General features: G+C 75.5%; 10 protein-coding genes. 6 read left to right on the forward strand and 4 right to left on the reverse strand.

Annotated elements, in window-relative coordinates; genetic code table 11:
• Window positions 1–312: 312 nt before the first annotated feature.
• Window positions 313–3,198: a PQQ-dependent sugar dehydrogenase gene (locus tag WME83_RS13520; protein WP_437319688.1), complete on the forward strand. Its 2,886-nt coding sequence runs from the start codon at window positions 313–315 to the stop codon at window positions 3,196–3,198.
• A gap of 9 nt (window positions 3,199–3,207) precedes the next feature.
• Here WME83_RS13520 and WME83_RS13525 read toward each other — a convergent pair whose 3' ends face one another.
• Complete coding sequence (locus WME83_RS13525) at window positions 3,208–7,278, reverse strand: serine/threonine-protein kinase (RefSeq protein WP_437319689.1); 4,071 nt, start codon at window positions 7,276–7,278, stop codon at window positions 3,208–3,210.
• Window positions 7,279–7,676: 398 nt separating this feature from the next.
• Here WME83_RS13525 and WME83_RS13530 point away from each other — a divergent pair, with 398 nt between their 5' ends.
• Complete coding sequence (locus WME83_RS13530; RefSeq protein WP_437319690.1) at window positions 7,677–8,096, forward strand: hypothetical protein; 420 nt, start codon at window positions 7,677–7,679, stop codon at window positions 8,094–8,096.
• On the opposite strand, the gene WME83_RS13535 is transcribed toward WME83_RS13530, so the two are convergent.
• Window positions 8,093–9,985: a hypothetical protein gene (locus WME83_RS13535; RefSeq protein ID WP_437319691.1), complete on the reverse strand. Its 1,893-nt coding sequence runs from the start codon at window positions 9,983–9,985 to the stop codon at window positions 8,093–8,095. The genes WME83_RS13530 and WME83_RS13535 overlap by 4 nt on opposite strands.
• Window positions 9,978–14,186 carry a DUF6531 domain-containing protein gene (locus WME83_RS13540; protein ID WP_437319692.1) on the reverse strand — a complete coding sequence of 1,403 codons (4,209 nt, stop codon included), beginning with the start codon at window positions 14,184–14,186 and terminating at the stop codon, window positions 9,978–9,980. Before WME83_RS13540 ends, WME83_RS13535 begins: the two co-directional genes overlap by 8 nt.
• 295 nt (window positions 14,187–14,481) lie before the next feature.
• On the opposite strand from WME83_RS13540, the gene WME83_RS13545 reads away from it, so the two are divergent.
• From WME83_RS13545 to WME83_RS13560, 4 genes are read left to right on the forward strand one after another with little or no spacing between them, the layout of a single operon-like run.
• Complete coding sequence (locus WME83_RS13545; RefSeq protein WP_437319693.1) at window positions 14,482–15,744, forward strand: hypothetical protein; 1,263 nt, start codon at window positions 14,482–14,484, stop codon at window positions 15,742–15,744.
• Window positions 15,745–15,780: 36 nt separating this feature from the next.
• Window positions 15,781–16,371, forward strand: coding sequence for an RNA polymerase sigma factor (locus WME83_RS13550; RefSeq protein WP_437319694.1), 591 nt, complete (start codon window positions 15,781–15,783; stop codon window positions 16,369–16,371).
• Window positions 16,368–17,390: a hypothetical protein gene (locus WME83_RS13555; protein ID WP_437319695.1), complete on the forward strand. Its 1,023-nt coding sequence runs from the start codon at window positions 16,368–16,370 to the stop codon at window positions 17,388–17,390. Before WME83_RS13550 ends, WME83_RS13555 begins: the two co-directional genes overlap by 4 nt.
• A 19-nt stretch (window positions 17,391–17,409) precedes the next feature.
• On the forward strand, window positions 17,410–18,483 hold the full coding sequence (locus WME83_RS13560) for a hypothetical protein (protein WP_437319696.1): 1,074 nt from the start codon (window positions 17,410–17,412) through the stop codon (window positions 18,481–18,483).
• Window positions 18,484–18,589: 106 nt separating this feature from the next.
• Here the strand turns inward: WME83_RS13560 and WME83_RS13565 are convergent, their stop codons facing one another.
• The gene (locus WME83_RS13565) at window positions 18,590–19,126 is read right to left on the reverse strand and encodes an N-acetyltransferase family protein (RefSeq protein ID WP_437319697.1); all 537 of its coding nucleotides are present in this window, start codon (window positions 19,124–19,126) and stop codon (window positions 18,590–18,592) included.
• Between the last annotated feature and the right edge of the window lie 35 nt (window positions 19,127–19,161).

The following is a 19,161-nucleotide window of genomic DNA, read 5'->3' on the forward strand; positions in this document are numbered from 1 at the left end:
CGACCCCTCGCGCCCGGGCTGCCCGGGCCATCCGACTGCCGATCTCGCCGCGGGGCGGCGAGATCGCGCGTCCACTCCCTCATGATGCGCGGCGTCCTCGCCGGAGCCGCCGTCGCGACCGTCAATTGTAGCACCGGGCCCGGCGAGGAGCGAGACATCGCGCATGGAACCGGCGGTGTCGACGACGTGGGGGAGGGCGATCTCGGCGATTCGCCGGCTCTCGGGCTCGGTCACGGGCTCGGGGCCGCGCGCGCGGCGCTCTCGAGCGAAGCCAAGGTGTGCGTCTCGATCCAGCGTGGAAGGTCAGGCACGGTGAGAGATGCGACACTGTGGCAAAACGCTCCGGCGTGGAGCGACTCGGCCTCTCCGAACCTCTCGACGGGATCGGCCGGGAGCGCCGGCCGCCGGCGGTCCGTCGTGCACTTCGACCTCTCTCCCGTGCCGACGGGCGCGACGGTCGTCTCTGCCTCGATGGTCTTTCATCAGACGTACAAGGTCGATAGCAGCGCGATCAGCGTACATCGCGTCATGATCCCGTGGGAGGAGCGCACCGTCGCGTGGCGGAGCTTCGGCGACGGCGGCTTCGAGCGGGAGAGCGCCGCGACGATCGCGGCGGAGGCGGGCGTCGGCCCCCGCGCGGCGGACGTGTCGTCGCTCGTCCAGGCGTGGGCGCTCGGGACCGCGCCGAACCACGGCGTGCTCCTCGACGAGGCGCCGGCGCGCTCCACCAACCTGCGGAGCAGCGAGATCGACCGCGCGGAGGAGCGCCCCCGGCTCGACGTCTGTTACGTGACCTGCTCGGACGGCGCGATGAACGGCCTCGAGGCGGGCATCGACTGCGGCGGGCCGCACTGCGCGCCCTGCACGGGCGCGACGACGGGCGCCGCGAGCACCGCCGCGTCGAGCGTCGCGACGTCGAGCTCGACCGGCGGGGCGAGCTCGGCGGGCGATCCCTGCGCGGATCCGGCCGCGCTCCCGCCGGATCCGGTGCCGCCCGAGCGGCTCTCCGAGACGGGGCTCTACGCCGATATCGCGACCCGGTCGCGCGCGGCGAACACGCGCGAGTTCCGCCCTGCGTACGAGCTCTGGTCGGACGGGGCGGCCAAGCGGCGCTTCGTGTACCTGCCGCGCTGCTCGACGATCGACACGAGCGACATGGATCACTGGTCGCTGCCGGTGGGGACGCGGTTCTGGAAGGAGTTCCGCGCCGAGGGCGTGGCCGTGGAGACGCGGCTCATCCACCGGTTCGGGCCGGGGATCGACGACTGGGTGTTCGCCGCCTATGCGTGGGATCGGTCGGGGAGCGACGCGTTCCTGGTCGAGGACGGCGTCGAGGACGCGCGCGGGACCGAGCACGATATCCCGCGGACCGCGGACTGCTGGGAGTGCCACGGCAAGCTCCCGGAGCGCATCCTCGGCTTCAGCGCGCTGCAATTGAGCCACCAGGGGCCGGGCGAGACGATCCGGTCGCTGAGCGACGCCGGGTGGCTCACCGTGCCGATGCCGGGAGGGTTCCGCCCGCCGGGCGACGCCACGGCGGCCGCGGCGCTCGGCTATCTACACGCGAACTGCGGCAATTGCCACAACGACACCGGCGTCGCGACGCTGCGGACTCGCCTGCTCGCGGCGGACACAACGGTGGAGAGCACCGACACGTACACGACGGGCGTGGGCGTGAGGCCCAGCTTCTGGGAGGCCGGCGTGGTCCACCGGATCACGGCGGGAGACCCCGAGTCGAGCGCGGTGGTGCGCCGGATGGCGCACCGCGGCTCCAGGGCGCAGATGCCGCCGATCGGATCGGAGGTCGCCGACGCGGCGGGGCTCGCGGCGGTCCGCGCGTGGATCGAGGACGTGCGGCCGCCGGCCGGGACGTCGAGCGGCGGAAGCAGCGCGAGCGCCAGCAGCGCGAGCGCCAGCAGCGCGAGCGCCAGCAGCGCGGCCAGCGGCAGCGCGAGCGCCGGCGCCGCGACCTCCGGCGCGGGCGGCGGGAGCGCCGGCACCGGCGCGGGCGGGAGCACCGGCGCGAGCAGCGGCAGCGGCGCCGGCGGGAGCGGCGGCGCCGGCCCCGCGTGCGCCGGGGTGCCGCGGCTGAAGCTCACGCAGGTCGCGTCGGGCCTGGAAACGCCCCTCTTCCTCACGAGCCCGCCGGGCGACACCTCGAGGATGTTCGTCCTCGAAAAGGACGGGGTCGTCCGCCTCATCAAGAACGGCGTCCTCCTGGCCACGCCGTTCCTCGACATCCGCGGCGGGACCTCGTGCCCGCCGTCGCGCCCGGCGAGCGCGCGCCCGCTCGTGTGCACGCCCAGCCCGACCGCGGAAGGCGGGCTGCTCGGGATGGCGTTCCACCCGAGCTACGCGAGCAATGGACGGTTCTGGCTCTTCTACACCGCGGCGCCCAGGGGCAACGTCACGATCGCCGAGTTCCGCCGCTCCGCCACGAACCCCGATGTCGCCGACACCGCGGCCGGGAGCGTGCCTGTCCGGACGCTCCTCGACGCGAAGCACGGCGGCTGGAACCACGCGGGCGGCACGCTCGCGTTCGGGCCCGACGGCTATCTCTACGCGTCGGTCGGCGATTCGGCCGTGACGCCGTACTCGGCCTCTCCGGCCAAGGACCTCTCGTCGCCCCTCGGCAAGATCCTGCGGATCGACGTGAATACCGGGCTCGGCCCGTCCGGCAACCTCACCGGCGCAGGCGTGAACCCGCTCGTGTGGGACTACGGCCTGCGCAATCCGTGGCGCTTCAGCTTCGACCGGCGCACGGGAGATCTCTACATCGCCGACGTGGGGCAGAACGCCTGGGAGGAGCTCAACATCGAGCCGGCCCGCACCGGGCGCCGCAACTACGGCTGGCCGACGATGGAGGGCGACCACTGCGTCTCTACCGGGTGCTCCCGCGTCGGCGTGGCGCCCGCCGTGGAGCACAGCCACTCGAGCGGGGAGGGCGGCTCGATCACGGGCGGCTACGTCTACCGCGGCTCGGCGATCCCGTGCCTCCAGGGGAGGTACGTTTACGGCGACTACGGGACGCACCGCTTCTGGACGCTGCGGTGGGACGGCAGCGCCGTGCGGGATCACGTGGAGATCACCGGGGACCTCGCGTCGAGCCTGCCGGCGGCCTCGTTCGGCGAGGACGCCGCCGGCGAGCTGTACGTGGTGATGCTCACCGGGGAGGTGTTCCGCATCGATCCGCGGTGAGCCCGCGAGCTACCCCGCGAGCTGCCCGTACCCCGCGCGGAGCTTCGCGAAGCGCGGGCGCCAGGCCCTGCTCTCGGCGAGCAGCGGCGCGATGCGCGCGAGCAGCAGCGCCACGTCCTCGGGCCGGCCGGCGTCGAGCAGGGCCCGCGCGCGCCAGTAGAGGAGCTCGACCCGCTGGTCGGCGCTCAGGCCGCTTCCGAGCTCGCCCGAGGGCTCGCCCTCCTCGCGGAACGCCGCCCGCGTGCGCGCGCTCTCCATGCTGTTCCTCGGGTCCTTCACGGCGAGCTGCATCACGCCGAGGAGCGCCTGCGCATAGGGCGGCAGGTCCGCGACCGCGCCCTGCGCCCGGAGCCACCGGAGCTGTCGGCTCGCGTCCGCGTGCTCGTCGCGCATCGCGTGGATCCGCGCGAGCAGGAGCGCGCTGCTGTAGACCGGCCGGTCCTTGAACTGCTCGTCCAGCGAGCGCACCTGCCGCACGAGGGGCAGCGCCTCGTCCTCGCGCCCCCAGAGGTAGAGCTGCTCCGCGAGCTTGATCGTCGCCTCGCGCTCCGCCCAGGCGTTGGCCTCCTCACGGGCGAGCTGGACCGCGCGCCTGAGGTCGGCGATCCCGCGATCCGGCGCGTCGAGCGCCGGCCAGAGCTCCGCGCGCCGGACGAGCGCCGCGCCGAGGTGGACCCGGTCGCCCCGCGCCTCGCAGGCGCGCACGGCCTCGTCGAAGCGCTGCTCCGCCTCGTCGAGGTGGCCGCACCGCACGAGCACGCACGCGAGCAGCGTCAGCCCGATCACGTGCGTGTCGTGGTCGGCCTCGCGCACCCGCTCCACGCCGAGCGTCAGCCGCTCGAGGGCGTCCTCCAGGTTGCCCTTGCGGTACGACGAGCGGCCGGCCGCGACCTCGAAGCGCGCGGCGAGCCCGGCGTCGGCGTGGTCCTCGCGGACGTCGAGCAGCGGGATCACCTCCTCGACCCGCGCCGCCGACTCCTCCCAGGCGCCGGCCCAGTCGAGCGCCGTCGCCTCCTCGAGCAGCGCCTCCGCGATCATCCGCGGGTCCTTCATGGTGCGGGCGAGCGCGCCCGCCGAGCGCAGATCGTCGAGCGCCTCGCCGGTGCGCAGGACGCGGTAGCGCACGCGCGCGCGGCCGAGGAGCGCGAGGTACCGCTGGCGCTGATCGTCGCCGTCGGCCCAGAGGAGCGCGGACGAGTAGTGGCCCTCCGCCACGGCGTTGTTGTGCCGGTCGCGGTGCATGTCGCCGAGGAGCAGGTAGGCGTGCGCCGCGCGGGCGCGCGCGCCGGAGGCCGCGGCGTGCCGCGCGATCGGCTCGAGCAGGTCCGGCGCCATCGGCTGGGCCTGGGCCAGGCGCTCCCAGACGGCGAGCGCGTGCCGGTGCATCCCCGCGCGCTGCTCCTCGGTGAGCAGCGCATAGATCGCCTCCTGCAAGAGCGCGCTCCGGAAGGCGTAGCGGGCGCCCCCGCACGGGGTGCCCTCGCGCGCGGCGTCGTGCGCGCCGCGGGGGACGAGGATCCCCCGCGCGGCGAGCGCGCGCAGGCCGCTCGGGACGTCGATGCCGTCGCCGCGAGCGGCCGCGGCGCCCTCGCCGTCGCCCTCACCCTCGAGCTCGCGCGCCCGCTGCACGCCCGCGGCCACGTCCTCCGAGAGCTCGAAGCCGAGCACGGCGCAGAGCCTCGCGCACGCGCCGAGCTCCGGCGGGAGCGCCTCGAGCTGCCGCGCCGCGAACCACTGCCACGCCACCGACGGCGGGAGCTTGTCGAGCTCGGCGGTCGCGAGCTGGTAGCTGCTCGACCGCGCCCGCAGCCGCACGAGGCCCGCGCGCTTGATCGCCCGGGTGAGCTCCACGAGGCAGCGGGGGTTGTAGCCGGCCCACGCGCAGATGCGGCGGAGGGCGGCGCTCGGCGGGTGCTCCGCGGGCCGGAGGAGCTCGGCGCAGAGGAGGCGCCCGGCGGCGTCGTCGAGCGGCGAGAGCGCGACCCGATCGCGCGCGTGGTCGCGGGCGCTCAGCGCGTGGCGCCGCGCCGCGAGCGCCGGCGCGCCGGCGAGGAGCACCCAGAGGGGGAGATCCGCCTCGCGCCGCGTCGCCAGGTCGAGCGCGTCGAGCGCGGCGCCGTCGGCGAGGTGCGCGTCGTCGACGATCACGACGACGGGGCGCTCCGCCGCCCGGCGGCGCAGCCCCTCGGCGATCGCGCGGATCACGCTGCCGCGGCGCGCGGGCGGCGGTTCTTCCGCGAGGCGCGCGCCGTCGGGCCAGCCGAGGAAGGCGGCCACGGCGGGCCACACGTCGCCGCCGAGCGGCTCGCCGAGCCGCTCGACGCAGAGGGCGCGCGGATCGCGGGGCGCCGCGAGCGCGCCGCCCTCCGCGCCGAGCACCGCGGCGAGCAGGGCGGCCGCGGCCTGGCCGGGCCGGCCCCCGGCGGCGCGCCCGGGGTGCTCCGGCTCGGCGCGCAGCGCGATCACGAGCGCGCCGGGGTGCGCGCGCCGGCTGCTCGCGGCGAGCTCCTCGGCGAGCCGCGACTTGCCGAGGCCGCGCTCGCCGACGAGGGCGCAGAGGCCGGGCCCGAGGCCCGCGAGGGCGCGCTCGCGGCTCCCCTCGAGGGCGCTCAGGGGTTCGCCGCGCCCGACGAGCGGCAGCGGCGGCGCGGCGCGCGCGGCGTCGCGATCGCCCGGGGACTGGGGCGCCTCCTGCGCGAAGAAGTAGCGGCCGTCCTCGCTCGCCGCGGCGACGTCGAAGCCGGGGTGGGCGGTGACGAGCTCGGCGCTGAGCGCGATCCCGCGCCACGGATCCGCGGGGAGCCACGCCTCGGGCCGCTCCACGGCGAGCCCGGCGGCGGCCAGGCCCCCGTCGGCCTCGCGCCGGAGCTTCAGCGGCGCGACGTGGATCGCGAGCGGCGCGCCGACCGACGCGACGATCTCCCGCCCCGCGAGCAGCGCGCGCTCGGCCGCGGCCTCCTTCGGCCCCGGGAAGATCGCGACGAAGCGGTAGCCGCGCTGCCGCGCGAGCTGCCCCTCGTGCCGGGCCACGGCGGCGCGGACCTCGGCCTCGGCGCCGCGGGCCTCCAGGGCGAGCACCACCGTGTCGTGCCGGTCCGCGGAGCTCGCGGCGTCGTCCCTCGCGACCTCCGCGGCGCCGGCGGCGCCCGCCGACGCGAGCGCGGCCCGCAGGCCGGCGGCGTCGCGGGGGCGGAGCGCCCGCTCCTTGGCGAGGCAGGCGAGGACGAGCGCCTCGACGGCCGGGGGGACGGGGGCGGCGGCCGCGGTGAGCTCGCTCGGCCGCGGGGGGCGCTGGCCGAGGTGCCCCTGCGCGACGTCCTCGCGATCGCCGGCGAACGGCGGGCGCAGCGTGAGCAGCTCGAAGAGGAGCGCGCCGAACGCGTAGAGGTCCGCGCGCCCGTCGATCGGCTCGGCCCGGAGCCGCTCGGGCGACGCGTACTCGGGCGCGCCGAGCATGGCGCCCAGCGTGGTGAGCGCGCTGTCCGCCGGGTGGCAGACGACGCCGCGATCGCGCTGCGCGAGGCCGAAGTCGAGGAGCCGCACGCCGCCGCCGGGCTCGAGGAAGACGTTCTCGGGCGCGAGGTCCAGGTGGACCAGGCCGCGCTCGTGCACGACCTGGAGGCAGCTCAGCAGGGCGAGCGCGACGTCGAGCGCGGCGCGCAGGTCGAGCGCGGCGGGCAGGCCCTCGAGGCGGGCGGCCAGCGTCTCGCCCTCGAGCCGCTCCATGGCGATGTACGCGCGGCCGTCCTCGAGCACGCCGTTCTGGAGCAGGCGCGGCGAGACCGGGGGGCCGAGCTGCTCGAGCGCCCACGCCTCGCTGCGGAAGCGCTCGCGCGCGAGGAGCGCGTGGGCCCTGCTGACCTTGAGCACGGCGGGCGCGCCGTCCTCCAGCCGGGTCGCGTCCCAGACGATCGAGAACGCGCCCGCGGCGAGCGGCTGGCCGATGAGGAAGCCCGCGAGCGACGGCGGCGTCTCGGCGCCGAGCTCGACGGGCGCGGCGCGGAGCGGCGCCAGGGCGCCGTCCGCTGGGCAGGGGGCGAGGGCTGCAAGTCGGCGATGGCAGGATGGGCAGCGCGGCAAGAAGACCTCGAATGACCTCGGATGGGGCGGCGCGAACCGTGGCCGATATTACCGGGTCTCCGCTCATCACAAGTGGGAAAAGCCGCGTTGCCCGCGCAGCTTTACGCCCCTGGTAAAAGCGCACGTCGCGGGTCGCAGCGACAGCGTGGGCGTCGTGTCGACACAGGGGGACAGGTGCGGCGACGGTCGCAGTGCGCGAAATGCGCGGCGGTCCTCGCGATCTCCCGCGGAGCGGCGGGGGATCCGGCAGGGGGCGAGTCTCCGGCGAGCACCCACCCGAGGAGAGGCGGAGTCGCGCGCGCTCGAGGAACGGCCGAGTCCGGTCGCCGGGGTGGCGCGGCCGGCCACACGGGGCCGGGAGCTGTGGTGTATGCTGCCGCGAGCGGTCGGAGGATTGGATGATCCATCGGCAGACAGGCGAGATCGAGCTCGCGTCCGGGCTCCGCATCGGCCCCTCGTACTCGGAAGCGCAGTTTTTGTCGTCGCCGCTCGCGCGGACGGCCAACGCCTTGAGCCAGGCGCAGCCGAGGAGCGGTTACCGGACGGCGCGCCAGCGCATCGGCTTCCGCACCTTCCGGATCACGCTGCACTTCTTCAGCGGCAAGCTCGCGTCGGTCGAGCTCTTCGAGGTGGGCGCGGAGTCGAAGGCCTTCTGGAACGACTGGTCCGAGAAGGAGGAGGCCGAGCGCAAGGCGAACCACGACGCGTGGCTTGAATCGATGCTCGGCGCGCCGCCGTACGAGTATCCCTGGGGCAAGGTCACCTCCGAGCACGACCCGCGGGGCGGCTACAGCAGCATCGTCGTGCGCTTCGCCTAGCCCCCCCGGATCCGCGCGAGCGCGCGCTCGAGCACGTCGCGCCGCTTCAGCGTCGGCTCGGAGAGCACCCGCGCGATCTCCGGGGCAGCCGCCTCGCCGAGCGACGCGAGCCGCTCGACCTGGAGATCCGGGCCCTCCGACGCCCAGTCGCCCCTCCCGATCGCCTCGGCCGAGAGCCGGGCCACGGCCTGCGTGGGGCAGAGATCCACGTATGCGCTGCGCTTGTACGACCTGGAGAACTCCAGGACGAAGGGCTCCCTGCGATCCCGGGGGAGCAGGCCGAGCATCTCCCGGCCGAGATCGAGGACCACGGGCGAGAGCGCCCTCGCGATCAGCGGATCGTACCGAGGGTCGACCTCCTCGCCGCGCTCGCGCAGCGTGCGCAGCATCGGGAGCATCACCAGGAGGCACTCCAGCGCGTTCGGGCTGGAGGAGCGCCCGATCTCCAGCAGGTGCTCGGCGCGCTCGCGCAGGCGCGCCATCAGCGCGGGGCGCACCGGCTCGACGAGCCGCAGCAGCAGGCCGGGACCCCGGTCCGCGAGCAAGGTGGGGAAGGCGAGGGGAGCATAGGCGCCCGAGACGATGTCGAGGCAGAGCCGGAAGATCTGCTCCGGAGAGCGCTGGCCGTGGAGCGCCTCCAGCAGCGCCGCCTCGTCCACCTGCCCGCGGCGGAGCGCCCGGAGCCACTTCCAGGTCGGCCAGTCGCGGGTCGAGCCGGCGAGCGGCATCGTCAGCCGCGCGTCGAGCGGCCCCGGCGGCGACAGCCCGAGGAACCGCGCGCCCTCCTGCGGCAGCCATAGCCCCCGCCGGGCCAGCATCGACGACGCTTCCCGCGCGAGCGCCTGGAGCGTCCCCTCGGCGACCAGGAGCTCGAGGGTCGCGCGCTGCGGCGCCGAGAGCTCCTCGGGCAGCACCTCGTCGTGCTCGCGCCCCTCGTAGTGCTTGAACGCGACGTCGAACAGCGCGGTGAGCAGGGCGGCCAGCGACTCGCGGTGCGGCGCGGGCGGCTCGACGCGCTCGCCGCTGACGCGCGGCAAGAGCCGCTGCCCTGCGGCGAGCCGGCGCTCCACGGCCGCGCGCAGGACGCCGAGCGCCTCCGCCGGCCGCGCCTCGCCGAGCCGGCCGAGCACCCGCGCCGCGTACGCGCCGACGTGCCCGTCGCCCCACGGGAAATCCCACCGGTCGAGCGGGCCGAGCGCCGCCGCGTCGCCGATCGCCTCGAGCGCCGCGCGCGGCATGCCCTGCGGCGCCACGTGCGCGAGCGCGATGCCGGCGCTCCCGCGCACCAGCGGATCCCGGGAGCGCAGCAGATCCTCGAAGCGCGGCGCGTCGATCGTGGTCCCGAGCCGCCGGCCGATCAGCCCGAGGGCCACGACGGCGCTCGCCCCGTGGGCGACTTCCCCCGCCGCCTCGACGGCGCGCTCGACGGCCTCGCGGTGCTCGAGGGTCGGCCCGGGGAGGGCGGCGAGCACGCAGGCCGCGCTGGCCCGGAGCTGCGGATCGCCGTGGAGCGCGTGCCGCACGTAGAGCGGGGCCCCGGCGCGCGCGGCCTCGCCGACCGCGTCGGCGAGCGGAGAGCGGTCACGCGCGGGCGTCCCGAGGTCGCCCTCCGGCGAGAGGAGCTCCCGCACGAGCAGCAGCAGCCGGTGTCGGTCCGGGACCTCGGGGGCCCCGAGCAGCTGGATCACGAACGGGACGACCTCCAGCGCGGCCGGCCACAAGGTCCCCTGGTGCACGAGCCGATCGAGGAGATCGAGCCAGGCGTCCGCGCGCACCTCGGCGTCCGGAGAGGCCAGATCGCGCAGGATCTCCGGGATGACGTCGCCGGGCCCGCAGGGCGTCTCGAGGGCTCCCCAGTCGACGGCGTCGAGGCCCTCGAGCTCAACCACATCCGCCTCGCCGCCTCGCCGCCCGCTGCCTGCGGTCGCGCTCGGCGTTGTAATCGTCCCTTCCCAGCATGTTGGGAGGCACAGGATCCGGCCCCAGGTAGAGCGTTACCGGCATGCCCTGGCCGCCCCTGCCCGCCCCGAGGCCGGTGTACTGGATGACCATCCCCTGGTTCTCGGGCAGCTGCCTGAAGTTGTCCATCGCGTTGACGCAGTTCGCGCAGGAGTGCCACTCGCCGAAGATCCGGATCGTGGAGCCCGAGAGATCCGTGCGCCCGGTGAGCTGCTGGACGAGCATGACCTCGCTGTCCAGGAGCCGGTTCCCAGGGACGTTGCCGACGCGGAACTCCGGGATCTCGGTGCCGTCGGCGAGCGTGATCCGCACATCGATGTCGTGGCTGAGCCCGAACGGATCGACGGACCACGTGGGCGCTCCGCCGAACCCGTACAGGTCGTTGCCGCCGTAGATCCCCAGCGGATCGGGGCTGCACCACCGCGCCACCTCCGGATCGAAATAGCGGTACCGCGTGTAGCGCAGGCCGGACTCCTCGTCCTCGTACTGCCCGAGCAGGCGGAACGGCGGCTCCACCGTCCGGCCTTGCGCCGCGCGCTCGCCGTCCACGAACGTCTCCCGCAGCTCGCCCCAGGCCGAGTAGGCGCCGGACCACGCCACCCGGCCAGCGGCGTCGATGAGCTCCCTCGGCGTGCCCACGTGGTCGGTGACGTAACAGAACACCTCCCCGTGCTCGGCCTGGAGGAGCGGCAGGAACGTCCCGGGGGCGTGGACGAAGGTCCGTGTCCCGCGCTGGCCGTGGATGTCGGCCGCGAGCATGTCGCCATCCCAGACGAACTCGACGACCTCGCGCAGGTCCGTGTCGCCGTCGAACACCTCCTTGCGAATCCGCCGCCCGAAGGCGTCGTAGGTGAACGCGACCCGGGCGCCCGACGGGAGCCTCACCTCCCGCAGCTGATCGCGGCAGTCCCACACGTACGCCGTCGTGTCGTCGGGCTGCCCGTCCGCTCCGCTCTGCGCCGACCGCTTGAGGACGCGGCGGCCCCGCCGGTCATGGCTGTACGTCGCGCGCTCCGTGCGGACCAGGCGGTTGCCGGGGGCGATCTGCCAGGGCTCCTGCTCCGCCGGCTCCGCCTGCGGCGCCGGCGCGAAGCGCTCCAGCATCCTCCTCAGGGAGCCAGCGACGTCGTAATCGAAGACCTCGCGCCGGGCGCCCCGCTGCGCGGCGACGAGCTGCCCCATGGCGTCGTGCGCGAACGCGGTCGCGCCCCACCGGCGGTCGTCCAGCCGCTCGACGTACCCGTTCTCGTCGTAGCGCCAGGATCGCTGGGCCAGCACCGAGGACAGCGCGCCGCCCGGGGGGCCGACGCTGACCGTCCTCTCGATCAGCCGGTCGAGGGCGTCGCGCTCGCTCCGGATCGTCACCTGTCCCGGGGCGTGCCGCGCGACCTCGCGCCCGAGGCGGTCGAGGCGGATGTCGAGCCGATACCCGTCGTGCTGCACGCCCGTCAGGCTGTACGCCGCGTCGTACTCGTACCGCGTGGTCGCGCCGTCCGGCATGATCCGCTCGGTCCGCCTGCCGCGCGGGTTGTACCCGTACCGGATGCGACGGGCGCCCTGCGTCTCGGCGACGATCCGCCCCAGCGCGTCCCGCTCGAAGACGGTGACGACCCGCTGGCCTCCCTGCTCGCTCACCGCGCCGAGCAGCCTGCCCTTCGGATCGCGGTGGAAGACCGCGGTCACATCCGGCGAGTCGTCGCGCACGATGTTGCCGAGCGGGTCGTGCGAGAACGCGCGGAAGGTGCTGTCCGGATAGTCGATCCGGGCGAGCCGCCCGGCGCGCGAGTATGCGTACGCGAGCTCGCGCCCATCGAAGGACGTCTCCGTCGCCATCCGCCCCGCCGTGTCGTAGGTGAACTCGTAGCTCTCGCCGCGCGGGTTCCTGACCCGCCGCAGCCGCTCTCGCGCCGTGTACGCGAAGCTCCACGTGCCCCCGCCCGGCTCGGTCACCTTCGTGAGCACGCCGGTGCCGCCGTACTCCATCTCATGGCGATACCCCATGGCGTCGGTGGACCGGATCGGCCGATCGAGCGGGCCGTACGCCCAGCGCTCGACGGTGCCGTCCGGGCGGCGGAGGGCGAGCAGGCGCCCGAGCCGGTCGTACTCGACGGAGCTGCGCCGGCCGAGCGCGTCGGTCCGCGCGACGGGGCGCCCCAGGGCGTCATAGGCGTACTCCGTCCTGGCGCCGCGCGCGTCGACCTGCTGGACGACGTTGTGCTGCGCGTCGAACGCGAACGATGCCAGGAGCCCCTGGTCGCCGTGGATCGCGCGGACCCGGCCGCGCTCGTCGCACGTCAACACGTACCGCAGCCCGGAGGGATAGACGATCTCGCGCAGGCGGCCGCGCTCGTCGTACCCGTAACGCTCCACCACCCGTCCCTCCGACTCGACGCGAGCGACGGGCAGGTCGTCCTCGTGATCCCACGCGATCACGTTCCCGGCGCGGTCGATCTCCCGGACCTTGTTCCCGCGCGCGTCGTACTCGTACCGGTTCGTCTCGCCCGCCCCGTTCGCCTCGGCGAGGAGGTAGAGGTCCGCGTCGTACGCGCACGTCCGGATCAGGATCCCGTCCGGCGTCTCCTCGCGCACGACCAGGCCGTCCTCGTTCCAGTGGAGGATCCGCGGCTCGTCATTGCCGCTCAGCCGCGTGATGCGACGCTCGAGATCGGGCACGATCTCGACCGCGTGGATCCCGCCGTCGCCCCAGGTCCGCCTGCACCAGCCGGTCTCGGGATCGTATGCATAGTGGAAGCTCACGCCGTTCTTCAGCGTGGTCTTCACCATCCGGTGGTCCTCGTCGTACGCGTAGCGGTCCGCGTACCCGAGCGCGTCGGTCGCGCTCGCGAGCTCGCCCATGGCGGTATAGCCGTAATCGACCCATTGCTCGAGGCGGTCGCCCGCCCACACCTCGAGGCGCGCGATGCGGCCGCCGTGGGTCAGCTTGACCCGCACCTCCCGGCCCGCGGTGTCGATCACCCGGCGGAGCCTCGCCCCGCTGTACTCCAGCGCGATGGCGTTGCCGTAGGCGTCCTCGATCGATCGCAGGAGCGCCGGCCCCTCGGGCTCGGCCGGCGCGAAGCGCCGGGTCAGGCGGCTTTCGTGATCGTAAACGGCGAAGGCGCCGTCCGGGAGCGCGGTCAGGGTGAGGCGGTCTCCCCGGTGGAAGGCGCGCTCGCCCGGCTTCACCGGCCTGAAGTAGACGTCGCGCCCCTCCTGGTCGCGGAGCGTGATCCGGTGCTCGCCGCGCTCGACGCGCTGCTCGAAGCTGTGGGCCCACCCGCCGCGGCCGAGCGACGTCCGCTCGAGGGCCCGCGCCGAGGAGTAATGGCGCTCCCAGGAGAGCTCGATGGCGCCGGGGAGCGAGAGATCCACCCTGGCGTCGACGACGCGCCCCGAGGTCACATCCACCGGATGGCCGGCCTCGGTGCACTTGCTCCGCGGCGGCGCGGAGGCGCCCTGGTCGGCGAGGTCCTTGGCGCCCTTCTCGGCCGCCTCCTGGCCTGCCTCGTCGGCGTTCTTGGTCGCCGCGCGGAGCCCGTCCCCGAGGAGGTCATCGCCCTTCCGGAACAGGGGCCTCACCAGGTCGCCCGCGAGCTTCGCGAGGAGCGCGCCGCCGGCCTTCGCCGCGACCCCGAAGGCGAGATCCAGGACGAGATCGATCGCCAGCGTCAGCGCCCCCTGCGCGAAATCGCTGAACGTCGGCGTCGTCTGCACCGTCCCCGGGTTCAGCACGAGCGACGTGGGCCACTTGCCGTACTCCCAGCAATCCGCGTTGAGCGACACCGGGCCGCCGATCACGCAACACGTCGCCTTCTCGCCGCAGATCTCGACGGCTCCCCGCGGCAGCCAGCACTTGTGAGAGCCGAAGAGGATGTGGAGCGGCGTCAGGGCGTCGAGCGGATCGGGGATGATCCCGAGGTGAGGCCACAGGAACACCGGCTCATGCTGGTGCGTGACCGAGGGGACGCCGTTGAACAGCACCGTCGGGTGCTGCCTGTCCCCCAGCGTGAACGGGTGGAGAAGCGTCAGCTTCCAGAACCACATCGGCGCGGGCGGGAAGATGTGAAAGCCGCTGTGACCCTCGATGCCGACGATGAGCCAGCCGTTGATGTCGTGAAAGTTGTGCGCCATGCCCGACTCCCTCGCGCCGGTGTCAAATTCAAGCTTTGGTGGAGCTGGTAGGGCCGTCCCACACCACGGTAGAAAAAGCGGCGGGATGTGGCAAGGTGCGTCCCGCGAGCTGTTCAGCGGCCCCCTGCGCGAAGCGCGGGTATCCGTCGCGGCCCGCTCGACGGGGCGCCCGCCGCGATCCTCGTCCGCCTCGTCGCCGCCTTCGGAGGCTGTCGTCATCGCGCGGCGGCGCGGCGTTCGTGGCTGCGTGTTATCGGCGCAGCCACGCATGGCGGCTCGTGTACGCTGCGCCGCCGTGCGATGTTCCGGGAGCGCCGTGCTCCACCCGCGCCGTCTCGTGGCCGTCGCCGTGCTCGCCGGTGCCCTGGCCGGGTCGGACGCGCGGGCGGAGGTCCAGCCCCTGCGCATCACCTACGAGGCGCACGAGGGCTGTCCCAGCCCCGAGGTGTTCCTGCGCGAGCTGACCGCGCGCACGAGCCGCGCCCGCGCCGCCGCGCCGGACGAAGCGGCCCTCGAGGTGCGCGTGCGCATCACCCGGAGCGCGGGCGCTACCCGCGGCCGGATCACCCTCGGCGCGGGGGAGGGGGCGCGCGTCCGCGAGGTCGGCGGCCCCACGTGCGCGGAGGTCGTCGCGGCCCTGGCGCTCATCACGGCCCTCCGGGTCGACCCCACCGCGTCGCTCGACCCGCAGCCGCCGGCCGCTGAGCCGCGCTCGACCGAGGATCCGGCTCCCGGCGGGGCGGCGACCGTCGGCGGGGCGGCGATCGCCGGCGGGGCGGCGACCGCCGGCGGGGCGGCGGACCCCACCGGCGCGGCGCGCGCGACCGGCGCGGCGCGCGCGACCGGCGCGGCGGAGGCCGCCGTCGGCGAAGCGCCGGGATCGTCGACCCCGCCCCGCGTCGCCGCGCCACCGCCCGCCGCCACCCCGGCCCCACCGGCGCAGGTCGCGCGCGCCGCGCCCGCGCCGGCCCGACCGCCGTCGCCGACCGCCCGCGTGTCCTCGGGCGCCCCGCGGCAGCCGCTGCCCGAGGAGCGCCGGTGGACGCTCGGCCTCCACGCGAGCGCGGCGTCCGGCGTCACCCCGGGCGCCCTCCTCGGCGGGGGGCCCTTCATCGAGCTGCGCGCCGATGTCGGCGTCGGCGTCTCGCTTCGCGGCGCGATCGAGCTGGCCGCCACGGGCGCCGTCGACGTCGGGCCGGGCGGCGCCAGCTTCACCCGCGGGATCGGCCGGCTCGACGCCTGCGCGGACCTCTTTCGCCCGGCGCGCTGGCTCGCGCTCGCGCCCTGCGTGGGCGCCGAGGGCGGCTTCCTCCGCGGCGCCGGGCTGGCCGGCGAGGCGATCGCCGAGGCGAAGCAGGCCACGGTGCCCTGGGCCAGCCTCGGGCTCCTCGGGCGCGCGACCGCCTCGCTCGGCGCGCGCGTGCGCGCCGACCTGCAAGGCGGCCCGCAGCTCCCGCTGGTGCGGCGCTCGTTCGTGTTCGAGAGCCCCGCGCTGCTCATCCACGAGGTGCCCGCGGTCACCTGGACGCTGCACGCTGGCGCCGGCCTGTCGTTTTGATGATCCGGCCGCCCGGATCCGGAGATTGCACGAGGCGTGAGCCGTGGTGAAGCGCTGACCCTGGCGGAGCTCCCCGCCGCCGTCCCACCCGAGAGCCGGGCGGCGGCCGGGCGTCTCGCTGCGCTCGTGACGCAGCACTCGGCCTTCGTCTGGCGCTCGCTGGTGCGGCTCGGCGTGCCGCGCGCGGACGCGGAGGACGCGGTGCAGCAGGTCTTCCTGGTGGCGGCCCGGCGGCTCGGGGACATCGAAGCGGGCCGGGAATCTGCGTTCCTGTTCAGCACCGCGCTGCGGATCGCCTCGCGCGCGCGGAGGACGCAGCAGCGGCGCCGGGAGGTCCTGGAGGACGAGCCCCGCGAGCGGGCCGACCCCGCGCCCGGCCCCGAGGAGATGATGGATCGCGCGCGCGCCCGTGCGACGCTCGACGCCATCCTCGACACGATGCCGCTCGACCTGCGCGCCGTCTTCGTGCTGTTCGAGCTGGAGCAGATGACGACGGCGGGCATCGCGGCGCTGCTCGAGCTCCCGTCGGGCACGGTCGCGTCCCGGCTTCGTCGCGCGCGCGAGCACTTCCAGGCCGCCGTGAAGCGGCTGGAGGCGCGGGCCCATCACCGAGGAGAATCGCCATGACCGATCCCGAGCGCCTCCTGGACAAGAAGGAGGGTGATCTGCAGACGGCGCTCCTCCGCGCGGCGCTCGACGAGAGCCCGCCGAGCGGCCTGACGAGGCGTACGCTCGCCGCGCTCGGCGTCGCGACGGCCGCGACGCTCGCGGGCAGCGCGGCCGAGGCGGGGGCGAGCGGGGTGGCCGCGGGGAGCGCAGCTGCGGGCGGGGCCGCGGGGAGCGCGGCTGCGGGGAGCGCGGCTGCGGGGAGCGCGGCTGCGGGGAGCGCGGCCGCGGGCGGGGCGGCCGCTGGCGGGGCGGCCGCGGGCGGGGCGGCCGCGGGCGGGGCGGCCGCTGGGGCCGCGCTGAAGGTGGCGGGCGTGGCCAGCGGAGGCGGGATCTTGAGCGCGCTCGGGATCGGCGCGCTCGCGGGCGTCCTCACCCTCGGGGTCGTGCAATGGACCGGCGTGACGGCGCCGGCGCGGCGCTCGCAGGAGGCGCCCGCCGCGCCGGCAGCACCGGAACACCCGCCCGCCGAGGCGCCGGCAGCGCTCGCCCCGCCGCCGGCCTCCGGCGCGGCGGAGGCGGAGCCTCAGCGCGCCGCGGAGGAGCGCGCCGACGAGGGCCCGCCCCTGTCCGGGCCAGCCGCCCCGGGTCCGGCTGCCCCGGGTCGCGCCGCGCCGGCGAAGGCCGCTCCGGCCGCGACCAGCCCGCGCGCGCCCGAAAGGAACGCTTCGACGCTGGCCTCCGAGCTGGCGTTGCTCGACACCGCGCGGCGCGCGCTGCGGAGCGGCGACCCGGCGGCCGCCCTCGCGCAGCTGGATCGCCACGCGCGCGAGTTCGCCGACGCGCAGCTCGCCGACGAGGCCGCGGCGATCCGCGTCGAGGCGCTGGCGAGCAAGGGAGATCGCGCGGGCGCGCGAGCGGCGGCGCGGCGCTTCCTCGAAGCGCACCCCGGCAGCCCGCACGCCGATCGCGTCGAGTCGGCCGCCGGCATCGGCGCGCGCGAAGAAACCGTGATCCGGAGGAGCGAGCCCGGAGATTGAACCGGCAGGAGGCTTTGTGATGAGGCTCTTGAACACCGTATCCACACTCTGTTGCTCCTCGGTGCTCTCGCTGCTCGTCGCTGCGTGCGGGATATCTTCTCTCGGCAGCGGCCTAGGAGGCGACGGCGGCAGCGACGGCACCAGCAGCTCCGGCGCTGGCAGCGTCTCGAGCGCATCGAGCGGCGCTGGCAACGGCTCGAGCGCGTCGACCGGCGCTGGCAACGGCTCGAGCTCGTCGACCGGCGCTGGCGCCGAGTGCCGCGGCTCGAACCCGGCCGGCTGCAGGACCCAGGGCTGCCCCGCGGGGCAGACCTGCGTCGACGAGGGCTGCACGCCGTCGAGCTGCGGATGCGACCCAGCGACCGGATCCTGGTACTGCACCGACGACTGCGGCGGCGGGACGTGCGTGCCGGACGAGCCCGCGTGCCGCGGCCCGAACCCGGCCGGCTGCAGGACCCAGGGCTGCCCCGCGGGGCAGACGTGCGTCGACGAGGGGTGCACGCCGTCGAGCTGCGAATGCGACCCAGCGACCGGATCGTGGGCCTGCACCGACGACTGCGGCGGCGGGACGTGCGTGCCGGACGAGACCGAGTGTCGCGGCCCGAACCCCGTCGGCTGCAAGACCCAGGGCTGCCCCGCGGGGCAGACCTGCGTCGAGGAGGGCTGCACGCCGTCGAGGTGCGGATGCGACCCAGCGACCGGAGCGTGGATCTGCACCGACGATTGCGGCGGCGGGACGTGCGTTCCCGACGAGACCGAGTGTCGCAGCCCGAGCCCCGCCGGCTGCAAGACCCACGGCTGCCCCGCTGGGCAGACCTGCGTCGAGGAGGGCTGCACGCCCTCGTCGTGCGGATGCGACGCCGCGCGCGGAGTGTGGATCTGCACCGCCGATTGCGGCGGCGGGATCTGCGTGCCCGACAGCGACGCGTGCAGCGAGCCGAACCCCGTCGGCTGCCGCGTCCAGGGCTGCCCGGAGGGACAGACCTGCGTCGACGAGGGCTGCGCGCCCTCGGTGTGCGGCTGCGACGCCGCGACGGGCACGTGGTACTGCACCGACGACTGCGGCGGCGGGACCTGCGTGCCCGCTCGCTGAGCGGGTCGCCGCCCCCGAGCGGCCGGGGTCCGCTCCTCGGCAGCGACGCCTGCGCTCAGGCGCTCGGGCGGGCGCGGGGCGCTGCGGCGCGCGCAGGCAGGGGGCGTTACAGCGCGCGCCGGTAGCGGACCTCCGGCAGGCTGCCCGCGCCGACGCGCGCGGGCCGTCGCGCGCCGTCGCGGGTGAAGCCGGAGAGCTCGTAGAAGCGGCGCGCGCGCGTGTTCCCCTCGAGGACCCAGATCGTCATGGTCCGGTGGCGGCGCCGGGCGAGGTCGGCCTGCGCGGTGTCGAGCAGCGCGGCGCCGAGGCCGCGGCCCCACGCGGCGGGCAGGAGGTAGATCGTGTAGAGCTCGCCCACCGCGCGGGGATCGTCGTCGTCGTCGCGCGTCGGTCCGGCGCTCGCGAAGCCGAGCGCGGCGTCCTCGGCGCAGAGCACCCAGGCCCGCGTGCCGGTCGCGGCGCCGTGGAACAGGATCCGCTGCCAGCTCGCCTCGCGCGCCCGCTCGGAGAGGGCGTTGAGGTCGGCCGCCGGAACGAGGCCGAGGTAAGCCGCCCTCCAGGAGTCGACCTCGACGCGCGCGATGGTCGCTGCGTCTGTGGGCTGCGCCCGGCGGATGACCGCCCTCGTGATCCTCTCCGACATGCTGCCTCGCGTCCCAGTATGCCTCTCGCGGCGCG

It is taken from the genome of Sorangium sp. So ce385, from assembly GCF_051474135.1.
Lineage (GTDB): Bacteria > Myxococcota_A > Polyangia > Polyangiales > Polyangiaceae > Sorangium > Sorangium cellulosum_D.

Bases quoted from the DNA above. Each gene is read 5' to 3' on its own strand.
- WME83_RS13540 (WP_437319692.1), bottom strand. From the start codon at position 14,186: ATGGCGCACAACTTTCACGACATCAACGGCTGGCTCATCGTCGGCATC.
- WME83_RS13555 (WP_437319695.1), top strand. From the start codon at position 16,368: ATGACCGATCCCGAGCGCCTCCTGGACAAGAAGGAGGGTGATCTGCAG.
- WME83_RS13530 (WP_437319690.1), top strand. From the start codon at position 7,677: ATGATCCATCGGCAGACAGGCGAGATCGAGCTCGCGTCCGGGCTCCGC.
- WME83_RS13560 (WP_437319696.1), top strand. From the start codon at position 17,410: ATGAGGCTCTTGAACACCGTATCCACACTCTGTTGCTCCTCGGTGCTC.
- WME83_RS13565 (WP_437319697.1), bottom strand. From the start codon at position 19,126: ATGTCGGAGAGGATCACGAGGGCGGTCATCCGCCGGGCGCAGCCCACA.